The 14,748-nt window shown below is 38.4% G+C and carries 16 protein-coding genes; 10 read left to right on the forward strand and 6 right to left on the reverse strand.

Annotated features, from left to right (window positions below):
* Positions 1 to 10 precede the first annotated feature (10 nt).
* Entirely contained in the window at positions 11 to 1,186 is a 1,176-nt protein-coding gene (locus ABIB30_RS24930; protein ID WP_354305731.1) for a retropepsin-like aspartic protease, read from the forward strand.
* A gap of 145 nt (positions 1,187 to 1,331) precedes the next feature.
* On the opposite strand, the gene ABIB30_RS24935 is transcribed toward ABIB30_RS24930, so the two are convergent.
* Both ABIB30_RS24935 and ABIB30_RS24940 read right to left on the reverse strand, forming a co-directional pair.
* Positions 1,332 to 2,618: a citrate synthase gene (locus ABIB30_RS24935; RefSeq protein WP_111635642.1), complete on the reverse strand. Its 1,287-nt coding sequence runs from the start codon at positions 2,616 to 2,618 to the stop codon at positions 1,332 to 1,334.
* A gap of 118 nt (positions 2,619 to 2,736) precedes the next feature.
* A complete protein-coding gene (locus tag ABIB30_RS24940) occupies positions 2,737 to 3,273 on the reverse strand; it encodes a DUF3347 domain-containing protein (RefSeq protein WP_354305732.1) in 537 nt (178 codons plus the stop codon).
* A gap of 351 nt (positions 3,274 to 3,624) precedes the next feature.
* On the opposite strand from ABIB30_RS24940, the gene ABIB30_RS24945 reads away from it, so the two are divergent.
* A complete protein-coding gene (locus tag ABIB30_RS24945; RefSeq protein ID WP_354305733.1) occupies positions 3,625 to 4,488 on the forward strand; it encodes a DUF4249 domain-containing protein in 864 nt (287 codons plus the stop codon).
* A gap of 7 nt (positions 4,489 to 4,495) precedes the next feature.
* Here ABIB30_RS24945 and ABIB30_RS24950 read toward each other — a convergent pair whose 3' ends face one another.
* Positions 4,496 to 4,666, reverse strand: coding sequence for an ATP-binding protein (locus ABIB30_RS24950; RefSeq protein ID WP_354305734.1), 171 nt, complete (start codon positions 4,664 to 4,666; stop codon positions 4,496 to 4,498).
* Between the two features lie 373 nt (positions 4,667 to 5,039).
* Here ABIB30_RS24950 and ABIB30_RS24955 point away from each other — a divergent pair, with 373 nt between their 5' ends.
* Positions 5,040 to 6,044: a GNAT family N-acetyltransferase gene (locus ABIB30_RS24955; RefSeq protein ID WP_354305735.1), complete on the forward strand. Its 1,005-nt coding sequence runs from the start codon at positions 5,040 to 5,042 to the stop codon at positions 6,042 to 6,044.
* Here ABIB30_RS24955 and ABIB30_RS24960 read toward each other — a convergent pair whose 3' ends face one another.
* A complete protein-coding gene (locus ABIB30_RS24960; RefSeq protein WP_354305736.1) occupies positions 6,045 to 6,515 on the reverse strand; it encodes a phosphatase PAP2 family protein in 471 nt (156 codons plus the stop codon).
* Positions 6,516 to 6,880: 365 nt separating this feature from the next.
* Positions 6,881 to 8,023, reverse strand: coding sequence for a histidine decarboxylase (locus ABIB30_RS24965; protein WP_354305737.1), 1,143 nt, complete (start codon positions 8,021 to 8,023; stop codon positions 6,881 to 6,883).
* A gap of 161 nt (positions 8,024 to 8,184) precedes the next feature.
* Here ABIB30_RS24965 and ABIB30_RS24970 point away from each other — a divergent pair, with 161 nt between their 5' ends.
* The 5 genes from ABIB30_RS24970 (at position 8,185) to arsB (ending at position 11,342) form a co-directional block, all read left to right on the forward strand.
* Positions 8,185 to 8,655 carry an Lrp/AsnC family transcriptional regulator gene (locus tag ABIB30_RS24970; protein ID WP_111635635.1) on the forward strand — a complete coding sequence of 157 codons (471 nt, stop codon included), beginning with the start codon at positions 8,185 to 8,187 and terminating at the stop codon, positions 8,653 to 8,655.
* Between the two features lie 192 nt (positions 8,656 to 8,847).
* On the forward strand, positions 8,848 to 9,177 hold the full coding sequence (locus tag ABIB30_RS24975; protein ID WP_354305738.1) for an ArsR/SmtB family transcription factor: 330 nt from the start codon (positions 8,848 to 8,850) through the stop codon (positions 9,175 to 9,177).
* A 38-nt stretch (positions 9,178 to 9,215) separates the two neighbouring features.
* Positions 9,216 to 9,818: a DUF6428 family protein gene (locus ABIB30_RS24980; protein WP_354305739.1), complete on the forward strand. Its 603-nt coding sequence runs from the start codon at positions 9,216 to 9,218 to the stop codon at positions 9,816 to 9,818.
* Positions 9,819 to 9,825: 7 nt separating this feature from the next.
* A complete protein-coding gene (locus ABIB30_RS24985) occupies positions 9,826 to 10,245 on the forward strand; it encodes an arsenate reductase ArsC (protein ID WP_354305740.1) in 420 nt (139 codons plus the stop codon).
* A gap of 11 nt (positions 10,246 to 10,256) precedes the next feature.
* Complete coding sequence (gene arsB, locus ABIB30_RS24990) at positions 10,257 to 11,342, forward strand: ACR3 family arsenite efflux transporter (RefSeq protein ID WP_354305741.1); 1,086 nt, start codon at positions 10,257 to 10,259, stop codon at positions 11,340 to 11,342.
* On the opposite strand, the gene ABIB30_RS24995 is transcribed toward arsB, so the two are convergent.
* Positions 11,343 to 11,765: an acyl-CoA thioesterase gene (locus tag ABIB30_RS24995; RefSeq protein ID WP_354305742.1), complete on the reverse strand. Its 423-nt coding sequence runs from the start codon at positions 11,763 to 11,765 to the stop codon at positions 11,343 to 11,345.
* Positions 11,766 to 11,918: 153 nt separating this feature from the next.
* Here ABIB30_RS24995 and ABIB30_RS25000 point away from each other — a divergent pair, with 153 nt between their 5' ends.
* Together ABIB30_RS25000 and ABIB30_RS25005 are read left to right on the forward strand one after the other, a co-directional pair.
* A complete protein-coding gene (locus ABIB30_RS25000; RefSeq protein ID WP_354305743.1) occupies positions 11,919 to 14,027 on the forward strand; it encodes a TonB-dependent receptor in 2,109 nt (702 codons plus the stop codon).
* 72 nt (positions 14,028 to 14,099) lie between these two features.
* Complete coding sequence (locus ABIB30_RS25005) at positions 14,100 to 14,747, forward strand: hypothetical protein (RefSeq protein ID WP_354305744.1); 648 nt, start codon at positions 14,100 to 14,102, stop codon at positions 14,745 to 14,747.
* The last annotated feature ends 1 nt before the right edge of the window (position 14,748 follow it).

Raw genomic sequence — 14,748 nt, forward strand, 5'->3', positions numbered from 1 at the left:
ATACGACGCAATGAAACTCATTTTCAACCTCTGTTTACTACTGGCCGTTTGTCTGCAGGTCAATGCACAAGAATTTACCTACAATCAGGGAGGAACTACATCCAGAAACTATTATGAAGAAATTCCTTATCAAACGATAAATGGCAAGATGTTCATTCAGGTAGAACTGCGTGGCAAAAAGCATAAATTCTTATTTGATACTGGTGCACCGGTTGCCATTAGTCCGGAGCTGGTTAAGCAGCTGAAGGCTAAGTTCCTTGATGAAGACACGCTTTCGGATGTCAACGGCGTGACCGATACCATGGGTGTTGTACAGATTCCTGAGATCAAAATAGGTAAAGTGCTCTTCAATCATATTCCAGCCATTACGCTATTCCCTGATTTTTACAGGTGCTGGGGTATAGACGGAGTAATAGGAAGCAATATTCTTCGCAATTCTATTGTCAGTATCAACGGAACAAAACAGGTGATCATCCTGACCGATCAGCTGGAAAAGTTAAAACTGAATGAGCAATATAGTTCCCCCATGATTACCAATACAAGTTATCAAAGTAATCCGGTGATTAAAATCGTATTGAAAGATAACATTACAATCGACCTGGGGTTCGATACCGGTGACAATGAATTTCTCCGGATCTCTGAAGACCTGGTGAGTCAGCTCCCCGATTCTGGTGCTTATGAAATCCTGGCCAAAGGGTACGGAGCCAATACTATAGGCGGGTTGGGATTACAACAAAGTGCTGAAAAATATTTATTGAGGTTTCCCCAAATAAAAATAGGCAATGGACTGTTTAACAATACTATTGTAGAAACTAACAAAAGTGGTACTTCAGCTATAGGCTCAAAAATCCTGAAGTATGGAATCATCACCCTTGATTTTATTCACAGCAAATTCTACTTCAACAGTATAAAAAAAGACAATGAAGTGAGAGAGAAACAATGGCCATTTGTACCCACGGTAATTAATGACCGGCTTGCTATCGGTGTAGTCTGGGACAAATATAAAAATGAAGTCAAACCCGGACAGCAGATTCTGGCTATTGATGAAATTGATTATTCTAAAGTAACGCTATGTGACATGTTGAACCGTCCGCATATATTAGCCGGCAAAGAAACCGCCACGATCACTGTAAAAGACGAGCATGGAGACTTACAGAAAATACAGATCAGTAAAGTGCATTATTAAATTCCGGTCAATTACCGTTAAAAAGGACTTTACTGTTTCCCACCTCAATAAAAAAACCGCGTCATAAATGAATTATGACGCGGTTTTTTATTTAATTCTATCCTTTTCTGAAACTTAAGGTATTTTTCAGACCAGGATATCAGTACTATCGTTTTTCTATTTCAACAAAAGCTCTGTTCGTGTGCCCAACATAAATCTGACGCGGACGGCCGATAGGCTCTTTATTTTCGTGCATTTCTTTCCACTGTGCAATCCATCCTGGTAAACGGCCAAGCGCAAATAATACAGTAAACATATCTGTAGGGAAACCTAAAGCTCTGTAAATAATACCTGAGTAAAAATCAACATTAGGATATAATTTACGTTCCACAAAATAAGGATCGCTTAAAGCTGCTTCTTCCAGTTTTTTAGCGATTTCAAGAACAGGATCATTGATACCTAATTTCTCCAGGATATCATCACATGCTTTTTTGATAATTTTAGCACGCGGATCAAAGTTTTTATAGACCCTGTGACCAAATCCCATCATACGGAATGGATCATTTTTATCTTTTGCTTTATTAATCCATTTCTCAGTGTCTCCACCATCTTCTTTGATTAATTCAAGCATTTCAATTACAGCCTGGTTAGCACCACCATGAAGCGGGCCCCATAAAGCATCAATACCAGCAGAAACTGAAGCATATAAATTACAATCTGAAGAACCTACCATTCTTACAGTAGATGCAGAGCAGTTTTGCTCATGATCCGCATGTAAAATCAATAAAGTGTTCATTGCTTTCACTACTACCGGGTCAATTTCAACCTCTTCTGTACGCTGACCGAAAGTCATGTTCAGATAGTTACTTACATAATCATATTTATTTTTAGGATAGATCAGTGGATGACCTAAAGATTTTTTATAGATAAATGATACAATTGTTGGGAACTTTGCCAGCAATTTGATCATCGTAAGGTTCATTGTTTCAGGTGAAGAGTTCGCGTTCAACGATTCCGGATAGAATGTAGACAAAGAACATACCAATGAAGCCAGCTGAGCCATTGGATGAGATTTTGAAGGATAGCCATCCAGGAATTTTTTCATATCCTCATGGATCAGCGTATGCTTGGTGATCTGAGACTGAAAATCTTCAAGCGCTTTTGCTGTTGGCAGATCTCCGTAGATCAGTAGAAAAGCAACTTCCAGGAAAGTAGATTTCTCTGCCAGTTCCTCAATCGAATAACCTCTGTATTTCAAGACTCCCTTTTCACCATCTAAAAAGGTAATTGCACTTTTTGTAGATCCTGTGTTTTTGTAGCCTAAGTCCAGGGTAATGTGCCCTGTTAAATCCCTTAATTTTGAAATATCAATTGACTTTTCACCCTCGGTACCAGTTACAATGGGAAATTCATATACTTTACCATCGATCTTAATTTCTGCAATATCTGACATATATCTTCTAATTTATAAATAACAAATTTAACTATTCTAATGAAATAGCCTACATACAATGATAACAAAGCTGTTAAATAATTGTTAACCGCGGGTCATCATTAAGTAAGAATTGAGCTTATTTCTTTGCTTTAATCACTTCAAGCACTGCGCCGCAAGTCAACATTTCTTTTCCATAATATGGATTGCTGATCTTTTTTTCTGAAGACAACCAATCTCCCCCATCGCCATTATTGGCCATTGGGCAATGTTGTACATAAATAGATCCTTGTTTAACATCAGCATGTTTAAAAAGTGCGATTACATCAGAACTCAACGCAGTGAATTCTTTACGCTGGACCTTAATATCCTCAGTGCCTGCAATTTTCTCTGCAATCAGGGCTGTATTTTCGCAACCTTCAAAAGCTTTAAGTGAAGCAGCCAGGTCCAGTGCGGTCTGGTGAGCAGCTGCGGCATTGCTGGCAACCAGCGAATTTTTAAGGCTAATGTAACCTTTATATATACTTTCCGATTTAGGATCGGCCAGCTTAACATCATTCACCTCTGCCGCCTGATCAGCAGTAGCTGTGCTGTCTGTTACAGCAGTTTCATTTTTAACAGCACCGGTACAAGCCATCAAAGTTGACAAAACTGCTATTCCAATATATTTCTTCATCAATTTCGTTTTTTGCTCAAAATACTATTTTAATTTTAAATACTTAAAAAACCACAAGATAAATGAACTGCTTTTCATAAATATTGCAATTAGTTGAGAAGTGAGCTTAAAAGAAATCAGCAAACCAGCGCTGTTATGATCTGAGTTTACCCCTGCAACACAGGAGCATAAATTTAAGTAAGTGAAAACATATCCTCATTTTATAGTCGAATAAGATTAATAGTAAAAAATAGTTATCAAGAAGTAAAACGTATGATAACTATAGAATGCTACAGTGTTTTGCAACAATATTTTCCAGGCTATAGGGGTATGTTTAAACAGATGCGTCTTAGCTGTGAATTTAAAATACAAATGAAAAAACCTTTCTTACTCATATTCGCTATTTTATCATTGACTTCTTGTGAGAAAAGATTATTGACCGGTTTACCTCAGGATGCAGACCGCCCCGTACTGAATGTACTGATGAATGAAAATGCCCCTTTAAAAGCACGTTTTACCTTATCTGGCCGGTTAGCAGAAGGACAGTCTTTTAAAGATCCTGAAAATGCAGAAACCAAATTATATGAAAATGATGTTTTTAAAGAGTCTTTGAAGCCTCGGACCATAGATGGTACAAAATATTATTTAAGCACTATTGGAGTACTTAAAGATAAAAAATATAGAGTTACGGCTGCTGCACCAGGTTTTAGCCCGATAGAAGGCAGCGATATTATTCCGGATATCAGCACCATAGAAATCAACAATCAGGCCGTTATCGAATCAAACATCGATCAGTATAAACTAAAGTTCAATTTTTTGTTGAAGAATACCAGCAAAGAAAAGCAATACTACCGCTTCAGAATCTTATATGAAGAAAATAACTCCGGTAAAACGATCAAAAAGACGCCATTTTATATCCGTCCGGTAAATACTCCTGATATTTTCGGAAATGGAAACTCCAGCAAAAAAGAGTGGTTTGTAGAAAAAGCTCAACCAGCCGGAGAAACTATCTTTTATGCTTTCAGTACCGATGATAAACCAGCATCAAAGCATAGGTATATAGAGGTTACCCTGCTTACTGAAACCAGTTATAAATATTTAAAAAGTGTAGCTAAAGCAGAGGATAGCAACAATAGCCTTTTTGCAGAAAAAGTAATTATCCACAGCAATATACAAAACGGGTTAGGGATAGTTGGCGGCTTATCTTATAAAGAATTTCCTATACCAAATCCATAAAGTCAGCTCAATTAATTGGTAACCTAAAAAAGAAAGCAGAGCCAGCACCAAGCTCGCTTTCGATCCAGAAATCCCCCTTATTTCTTCTGAGAATTTCGGAAGATATAAAAAGACCAAGGCCAAGTCCTTCAAACCTCATGGCGTTGCCATCAGCGCTGTAATACCTTCCAAAAGCCACTTCTTGTCTTTCCCAGCTATGCTGATACTAAATCCTGTACAGAGCCATTGAATAAGGCTTGAAAAAGGGCATCAGTCAGCATAATTATCCCTTAAATAAGTCAATTCTAAAAACAGTAAATATATTAAACCTATATATCTTATTCTTACATTAAAAGTTTCGCCAGGAATTATAGAATTCAAAACAATTTAAAATCTGGAAATTCAGGCTTTTGTTTTACCACAAGGATTAACTATTCAGATACTTCCCAAATAAGATCATCCGATGTTACCAGTAAATAATAGCGATTCTATTTTACTAAAATAATTAGTAAATGATAAAAATAAACGATTCTTTTCATATTTTCGTTTAATCTACTATAACTAACTACTCGATGAAAATCATGATTTTTGGAGCATCAGGCTCTGGTACAACCACTTTAGCCCAAAGGCTCTCTATTGAGCGGGGTTTTAGTCACCTGGATACTGATGACTATTACTGGCTCAAAAGCGAAATACCTTTTGAACTAAAACGCGAGCCGAAAGAACGCGACGAATTATTTAGCAATGATTTTAAGCAATATGAAAACATTGTTGTTTCTGGCTCAATCTTAAATTGGAATGCGCAATTCAATAATTACTTTGACCTGGTTGTATTCTTATGGATTCCTCCTGCGGTCAGAATAACACGCTTAATTAAAAGAGAAGAGGAACGCTACGGAGAGTTACTGATCACAGATGAATACCATAAAAAAAAGTATACTGAATTTATTAAATGGGCATCAGGTTATGATCAGCCAGGCTTTCCCAGCAGAAGTTTTGAACTGCATACGCAGTGGCTCAATAAATTACAGACGCCAACGCTCAAGCTCGAAAGTGATATTACAATTGAAGAAAGATTGCGGCTGGTGAATGAAAAAATTGAGCACCTGTCTATCCACCAGGAATTGGCATTTACAGAAAAAAACGAAATCAACCGTACCCTTTATGACCTGCTTTTATCTGCAGACCCGTCTATAGAAGTTATCAATTCATATACACATAATAACCAGATTTTTGTTGCTCTATACCGGACAAAGATCGTCGGTGCTTTTGTACTGTTACCTTTGAATAAAAGCACTATTGAAATTAAGAATATTGCTGTTAAAACTCAGTATCAGGGTATTGGTCTTGGTAAACGCTTACTGGAAAAAGCTGCCACTGCTTCTGTAGCCAAGGGATTTAAAACATTGAGGATCGCAACAGGGAATTCAAGTATTGGTCAGTTGGCTTTATATCAAAAAGGAGGATTTGAACTCGTTGGTATGAACCACAACTTCTTTATCGATCATTATCCTCATCCGATTATTGAAAATGGAATTCGTTGCAAACACCTGTTAATCTTAGAAAAGAGTATATAATTACTGTGCTTTTTTCAGGTAAAGAATTACGATAAAGTATAAACAGATCAGACCGAGCATAAATCCACCCAATACATCTGTAGCCCAGTGAGCACCCAGATATATACGTGAAAAAGGTATCGTGATGATCAATACTGCAGACAGCAAAGCTACCACTATCCTTAAAACCAGGTTAATCTGCTTAAGATTCCACATTAAGAACAGCAGAAAACCAAAAAATATGGTGTAGAATAGGGTGTGTCCACTTGGAAAGCTTTGCTGTTTAGCTATTTCTACGATTCTGACCAGGTTTACAGTAGGTCTTGGCCTGTTCACCAGTATTTTGATAACTGTACTAATTAGCCCGGAAACAAAAGTGAGGATAACAAAAAGTGCTTCTGTACGAAATTTAAAGACATAAAAGATGATGGCCACTACAAATCCCATAAACATCGGAACAGGAAAAGCGCCAAACCAACTAATAAATTCCATTATCCTGTCCAACTCAGGATTCTGCGTTGATTGTATGAGTGCAGAAACTTTTAAATCGAGGACCGAGGGCGGAAAAAAGGCGACAATGAAGGATAAAAATATAAACCCGGAACACAGAGTTATTAAAAACCAGGTTACAAATCTTTTTCTATTTACAGTTGCGGTGTCTATCAATTTATACAAGATTACAGGAAAACCCAAAAATACAAATCATAATGGGGAATCAGCAACCTGGAAGGACATTGTTAGCCTAACTAATACTATAAAAAAAGTAACATTTCAGTAGCAAAAAAGGCAGAACATAAAACGTTCTGCCTTTTTAATGACTGTTTTTTTAATGAATATGTTCAATAAACACCTTATTATTAACCAATAACAGTAGCATTTGCAACCAGGTCTTCTTTTAAATCAGCAACAAAATGATCAATTTGTTCCTTACTTACACCAGGCATACAAATGACGTGGCTGTTACCGTCTTCTGTTGCAATCTGCCATTTTTGTCTCAATGCGATTGAAGGCGCAGGAAATACGACCGTCAATGCAGAAGGATTGGTCCATGCTTTCACACCAATAGCATTCAGAGTTTTAACTGTATAAGCCGCAATTTCCAGACATTCCAATGCGCGCTGCTTTAATCCTTCTTTACCCAGTTTCTTAATCGCATACCACATAAAAATAGGGCTGTGACCATTACGGCTACCTGTAATTGTGGTATCAACTGTACCGATATAAGGAATTGCTTTACCGATTCTATCCTTATAATTCTTTTTAACCAGGACCAATCCACAAGGAATTGGCGAGCCAATAAACTTATGTCCACTAATCGCCATACTGTCTGTTCCGTTCGCAAAATCAAATCCCGGTTTAAGATCTAACAGTGCACTATAGGTACCAGCCAGGGCTGCATCACAATGGATATAATGGTTTTTTATCGCCTGTTTGCGTAAAATTAACTGAATCTGTTTTAAATCATCTTTAGCTTCCATCATTGTTGTTCCGATATTGGCCAGGATAATTACGGGCTGGTCACGATGCATTTGTACCATCGCATTCAAATCTTCATAATCCATTTCTCCGTTTTCCTGCGTTCTGATAACAATACTGCGCAGGTTGAGTAACTGGATATTCTTCTGTACACTATAGTGAGTTGCTTCAGAATAATACACAATTCCATTTGGATACAATTCTCTTGCTACATATAAACCATAAAGATTCCCTTCAGATCCACCGTTAGTTACATAACCCCACCAGTTCTTTGCCGGCGCATTGAACAGTTCAGCAAAAAATTCCAATACTTCCAGCTCCAGCGAGCGGGAATTCAAATCATAAGTAGATTCAACCCATGGATCACCTACATTGTTTAAAGGCAGTTTCAATAGCGGATATAACTCCGAATAATCAAAGTCTTGCGCAATAGGATACCCGATAAAATATTTTGAGCGTTCCTCTGCCATTTTCATATAAGTACTCAGACGATCATTATCCTGAGTGTTCAATTGTGTTTTCATTGGGGTTGTCTGTGTATGGTATTTAATTCTTCAAAATTATGTACCTGCCATATTATTTTCTTTGATTAATTGATATTCAATAAAAAATACTGTTCTGGAATCTTTTCACAGTAAAAAATATCATATTTGCACCTTGCTGAATCCTATTTCAGTAAAATGCAATGATTGATAAATTAGATAAGCTGGATACCCGTATATTAAATATCCTTCAAAAAGACTCCTCACTAAGCACTAAAGACATCGCACAGCAGATTGGACTCAGTGTTTCTCCCACTCATGAACGGATCAAAAGATTAAAAACAGAAGGATATATTGAAAAATACGTGGCATTGGTTAACCGCGAAAGACTCGGTAAACATTTACTGGTGCTCTGTACAGTTACTCTGAAAGAACAGTCTATAGAAACGCTGAAGAATTTTGAAGAATCAGTGATCTGTTTTAAAGAAGTACTGGAAGTATTGTGTATTGCCGGCGGACAGGATTATCTATTAAAAATTGTGGTTGATGATGTGGATGACTACCATACTTTTGTCGTGACGCATCTATCCTCTTTATCAAACATATCTACCCTGAGCAGCAGTTTTGTCTTAAAAGAAATTAAACGCGAAACAGCTTATTACCTGAATTATTAAATCCTTGCTTTGCCAGGCTTCATGCTTTCGTGCCTGCCTGTTTGTCTATTTGCCTGTTTACCTGCCTGCCTGTTTACTTGTTTGTCTTGCTTACCTGCCTCTTCCCCCTGCCTGCAATCCTTATATTATTGATTAAAAACGTAAAATTATTTGGAAATTAACACAATACATCGTAATATTGCAATATAATATATGGGACTTACAAAAACAGAAATATTTACAGATGAGCAAAATCAGCTGGCACAATTGTTAAAAGCAATGGCACATCCGGCTCGTATAGCTATTCTGCAAAGAATCTTAAAATCAAACACCTGTATTTGTGGTGACCTGGTTGAAGAACTTGGTTTAGCACAGGCTACAATTTCTCAACATTTGAAAGAACTTAAAAACGCAGGAATCATCCAGGGTACAATTGAAGGTGTTAGTGTCTGCTATTGCATCAACCCTACCGTTTGGAAACAATTAGAATTACAATTAGGTGCTTTTCTAGGTTCATACAAAGGCGAACCGAACTGCTGTTAACCTTTTTTTTATCTATATCAATCGTTAAATTGCAATATATGAATACAACAGAATTAACCAAATGGAGTGACTTTAAAACAACGTTACAACAACATCCGGATCTGACCCTGCAGTTTCAATATGCAGCCGGCCAATGGGTAGATGCTTCTTATCACATTACGGAAATCAAGCAGGCTCCTATTGTTTCTGTAGACTGTGGTGGAGTTATGAATTCCTGGACAGAAATTATTGTTCAGCTCTGGGAACCAGCCTTAAAGGATAGTGAAAGAGCAATGCAAGTACACAAAGCACTATCCATAGTAGACCTGGTTGAAAAATCACTCCCGTTGAACCCTTTGGGCGTAGTGAAAATAGAATTTGGTAACTCCGCATTTGACACCAGGCAAATGTACCCGGGAAGCATAACTGTTGAAGATGAAAACCTGGTTGTTAACCTTAGTCCTGATTTCACCCAGTGTAAAGCTATTGGAAGAGGTGGAAGCTGTGGCACAACTGATACCGGAGAAGAATGCTGCACTACAGAAACAAAGGACAATAACCCAACACCTATCCAGGATAAAAAATCAAAATCCAACTTTTCAACCCTGAAGGTTCAGGCCAATCCTGCACACCAGGCTCAGGCTGCTGCTAAAAACAAATAATATTCAAATGAAAAAAGTATTAGTATTGTGTACCGGCAATAGTTGCCGCAGTCAATTAGCAGAAGGTTTTCTCAGACAATTTGCAGGCAATCAGGCCGAAATTTACAGTGCAGGAATTGAAATTCATGGTGTAAATCCAAAAGCAATTCAGGTTATGAGCGAGATTGGAATAGATATATCCGCTCACACCTCAAATCATGTGGATGAGTATAGCCACATTGATTTTGATTATGTAATCACCGTTTGCGATAACGCAAAAGAAAGCTGCCCCTGCTTCCCCGCTCAGGCATTAAAATTTCATTATAACTTTCCTGATCCCGCAAAAGCCAAAGGAACTGACCACGAGATTATGCAGGAATTCAGAAGAGTCCGCGACCTCATCAAAGATTACGCTTCAACATTTGTTAAAGAAAACCTCAATCCTTAAAAATCACAGAAATGAGTGCGAACCATTGTGCCCCGGCAAATGACAGGAAGAAACTAAGTTTCTTAGACCGGTATTTAACCCTCTGGATCTTTCTTGCCATGGCTGCAGGAGTTGGAATTGGCTATTTTATACCCTCTTCCGCTGGTTTTATCAATTCGTTTTCCAGCGGAACAACAAATATTCCGCTAGCTATCGGCCTCATCCTGATGATGTACCCACCCTTAGCGAAAGTGAAATACGAAAAAATGGGAGAAGTATTTAAAGACACCAAAGTATTAAGTATCTCTCTTATTTTGAACTGGGTTATCGGCCCCTTTCTCATGTTCTTTTTAGCGATTACTTTTCTACGAGATTATCCTGAATATATGATCGGATTAATTCTGATTGGTCTGGCCAGGTGTATCGCCATGGTTGTGGTCTGGAATGAGCTGGCAGATGGAAACCGTGAATATGCAGCAGGCCTGATTGCCCTAAACAGTATTTTCCAGGTCTTGTTGTACAGCGTCTTCGCTTATGTATTTATCACGGTACTCCCTCCCTATTTTGGCCTTAAAGGTTTAGAAGTTAATATCACAATTGCCGAAATCTCAAAAAGTGTCGCAATCTATCTCGGAATTCCCTTTGCCATGGGTGTAATCAGCAGATATGCCCTGATCCGTTTAAAAGGACAAGAATGGTTTCAGACTAAATTTATCCCGATGATATCGCCCGTTACACTAATTGCACTGCTCTTTACAATCGTCATTATGTTTAGTCTTAAAGGCAGTTTGATTGTTCAGATCCCATTTGATGTAATTCGCATTGCGATACCACTGGTCATCTACTTCACTATCATGTTCACCTTAAGCTTTTTTGCAGGTAAATATTTCGGAGCCGACTATTCAAGAAGCACAGCAATTGCCTTTACCGCTACAGGTAATAATTTTGAACTGGCTATTGCCGTTGCCATAGGCGTCTTCGGAATTAATTCAGGTCAGGCTTTTACCGGGGTCATTGGCCCGCTGGTAGAAGTGCCAGCACTAATAGCTCTGGTCAACCTCGCTTTTTGGTTCAGAAAGAAATACTATCCTTCTGAACCAAATGCAGCAAAGCCGTAATTATACTTCCTCTTCCAATACTGGTGCATCAGCAATTTTTTCAGTGATCGATGCTGGCAAATAAGGTCTGCCTCCCGATGCTGGTATACAAGTTCCTGTAAAAGTTGCTTTTGTCATCACTTTTCCATTCATCATAATTGCCTGTTTAAAGTGCAAACGCGGCAAACCAGCTTTATCAGTATATAAAGTACAAGTCACCGAAAAATTATCACCCTTTTTAAGCGATCTTAAAAAGCTGATTTTATAACCAGATAATACCATGAATACTCCTTTTCCAGCTTGTTCCTCGAAATCGAATCCCAGTACTTCTCTAATATAACCGTGGCGGCAATACTCCATATAAAACGGATAATATAAGCCATCCATTATTTCCTGAACATCTATATGTTCATCCTTTACCGTGTAGGTTTTAGTAAATTCCATTTGGTGTGTTTATGTGTCTTTAATTGTGGCGGAATGTAATAATTTTTCCTATAAAACGACCACTCATCCTGCCAATACGACCACTCATCGGCTTTGCCCTTGCAGCTGCCCAATTACCTGCCATATTCGTTCTATAATTAAATACAGAACGCTATGCAACCTCTTAAATTATCGCTCCTTTTCGTTTTTTCTTTTACCCTGGCCAAAGCACAGACTAAAATATCCGGCGTGCTCAAAACCACCAGGGGAATAACCGTGGCCAATGCCAATATCAGTTTAAAAAACAGCTATGACGGTGCCTCTACAGATAGTACAGGAAAATTCGCTTTTACAACTACCACATCAGGCCCTGCAACATTAATATATTCAGCTTTAAACTTTGAAAAAGATTCTATCCAGCTCAATCTTGGCCAGGGAAACTTAACTCTTAACCTGAACATCAAAGAAGCTATGAATCAATTACAGACTGTAAGTATCAGTGCTGGTTCTTTCATCGCCGGTGACGGAAAGAAAGGCGCAATATTAAGCTCACTGGACATTGCCACCATAGCCGGTTCACGTGCCGACATATTTGCGGCCCTGCAAACCTTACCAGGTGCACAAACCTCTTTTTCAGAAAGCGGATTATTTGTCAGAGGTGGCACAGCCTCAGAAACCAAGACTTATTTTGATGGAATGCTGGTTAAAAGTCCGTTCAACGCAACCGTTCCAGACCAGGCATCCAGAGGCCGCTTATCTGCATTTTTATTCAAAGGCACTTCTTTTTCTGCTGGCGGATATTCTGCACAATATGGCCAGGCGCTATCCTCAGCATTGGTTTTAGAAAGTACCGATCTTCCTGAAAAAACAACCACAGGTATTTCTTTATTATCAGTTGGCGGCGGAGTGGATCAAAACATCAGGTTCAAGAATAGCGCAATTACTGTAGGAGGTTATTATTATAACCTATCTCCGGCTTACAGTATCATCAAACAGCATCATGATTACGTCAAAGCACCAGAACAGCTAGGAGGCAACTTTCAGTATAAGCTAAAAACATCCTCAACAGGTATGTTTAAAATCTATGCCTCTTACAGCAGAACTAATCTCGCCCTGTACAGCGCCAATATCGATACACCAGCAACACCAAATTACTTTAGCAATCACAATTTTAATATTTATCTCAATTCTACTTATAAAGAATATTTTGGCAACAACTGGAAGCTGGAAACAGGCATCGCTTATAATAAAGACAAAGATTCAGGCTTGATGACTGTTAACGATTACAGCCGTCACGATCATTTGCTGGAAGGGAAAGCGACAGTAACTAAATCATTCGGACAACTCTCCAATTTTAAATTCGGTACAGAAACATTCCATACTGGCAGGTTGGAAAGTTTAAATGGATTAGCCAGAGCATATAATGATCAGATCAGTTCAGGATTTGCAGAAACAGATCTGTTTTTAACCCAGAAAATTGTTGTCCGCCTGGGCCTGAGAGGTGAATACTCTTCCTACCTCAAAAAATATAACCTGGCTCCAAGATCATCTTTGGGTTTCAAAACGAGTACACATGCACAGCTATCCTTTGCTTACGGACGCTTTTACCAAAACCCAGAAGACGAATATCTGATTATTAAACCAACGGACTTTGAACATGCGGATCATTATATTCTTAAATATGAGATCAATACACCAGACCGGAACTTCAGAATCGAAGGATATTATAAAGACTATAACCGGCTGACTAAGATAACCAATGGCGATCCGAACAATTCAGGCAGTGGTTATGCGAAAGGTTTCGAGCTATTCTGGAGAGATAAAAAAAGCATCAAAAATGCAGATTACTGGTTATCCTATTCCTTCCTGGACACCAAAAGAGATTTCAGGGATTTTCCAATGATGGCTACTCCATCGTTCGCAGCAAAACATACCGTTTCTGTAGTTTACAAACACTTCATTGAATCCTTAAACACCCAATTTGGCGGAACCTATACCTTCGCTTCAGGCCGGCCCTATGTCAACCCAAACAGCCCGGTTTACCTGGCCGATAAGACTCAGAATTTTAATAGTCTTAGCCTTAACGTAAGTTACTTAACACACGTCTTAAAGCAATTTTCAGTCTTGTACCTGAACATCAATAATGTACCAGGATTCAACCAGGTTTATGGCTATCAATACAGCGCCAACGGACTTAACAGACAAGCTGTTGTACCTGCCGCAAAAAGAGATTTTCTGATCGGTATGATGATCACTATCGGTGATAACACCTTTGTCAGATAAACGAATTGTTCAAATAAAACAGCTAAACTTTAAACACCTATAAATTTTAATCCTAATTAAAAACAAACCATCATGAAAACTTTAATGAAATCAATCACCTTACTTTTTGTCCTGATCAGCTTAAATAGCTTTGCACAAAATGCCGGTCCTAAATTTATACAAGCTACAAAAAGTGGCTTAGAGCTAATTGCCAGTGCTAAAGGAGCCGAAGATTACCTCAAAGCCGAAAACCAATTTGAACGCATTGCTGCAGTTGAAACTAAAGAATGGCTTCCTTCTTATTATGCTGCCTATTGTAACCTTTATGCAGGATACATGACAGCAGATAAAGAACTGAAAGATCAATATTGGGATAAAGCGCTGCAGGAAATTGACAAAGCTGATGCCCTATCTGCTAATAACAGTGAAATTTATGCCTTAAAAGGTGCGCTTCAATTTATGAAGATGTCTGTTGATCCCCGGACAAGAATGTACCTGATGGGCGAATCTGCTGAATCACTGGAAAAAGCAGCAGCACTTAATCCCGAAAACCCACGTATCGATTTGATCAGAGGTCAGGACATCTTTTACACGCCCGAAGCTTTCGGTGGAGGAAAAGCAAAAGCTAAATCACTTTTAGAATCAGCAGCAGCAAAATTTGCTATATTTAAGCCCGCAAATACTATAGACCCTAACTGGGGAGCAGAATCTGCCAAAGCATTATTAGCACAATGTAAATAAG

Source organism: Pedobacter sp. UYP1, from assembly GCF_040547305.1.
GTDB lineage: Bacteria > Bacteroidota > Bacteroidia > Sphingobacteriales > Sphingobacteriaceae > Pedobacter.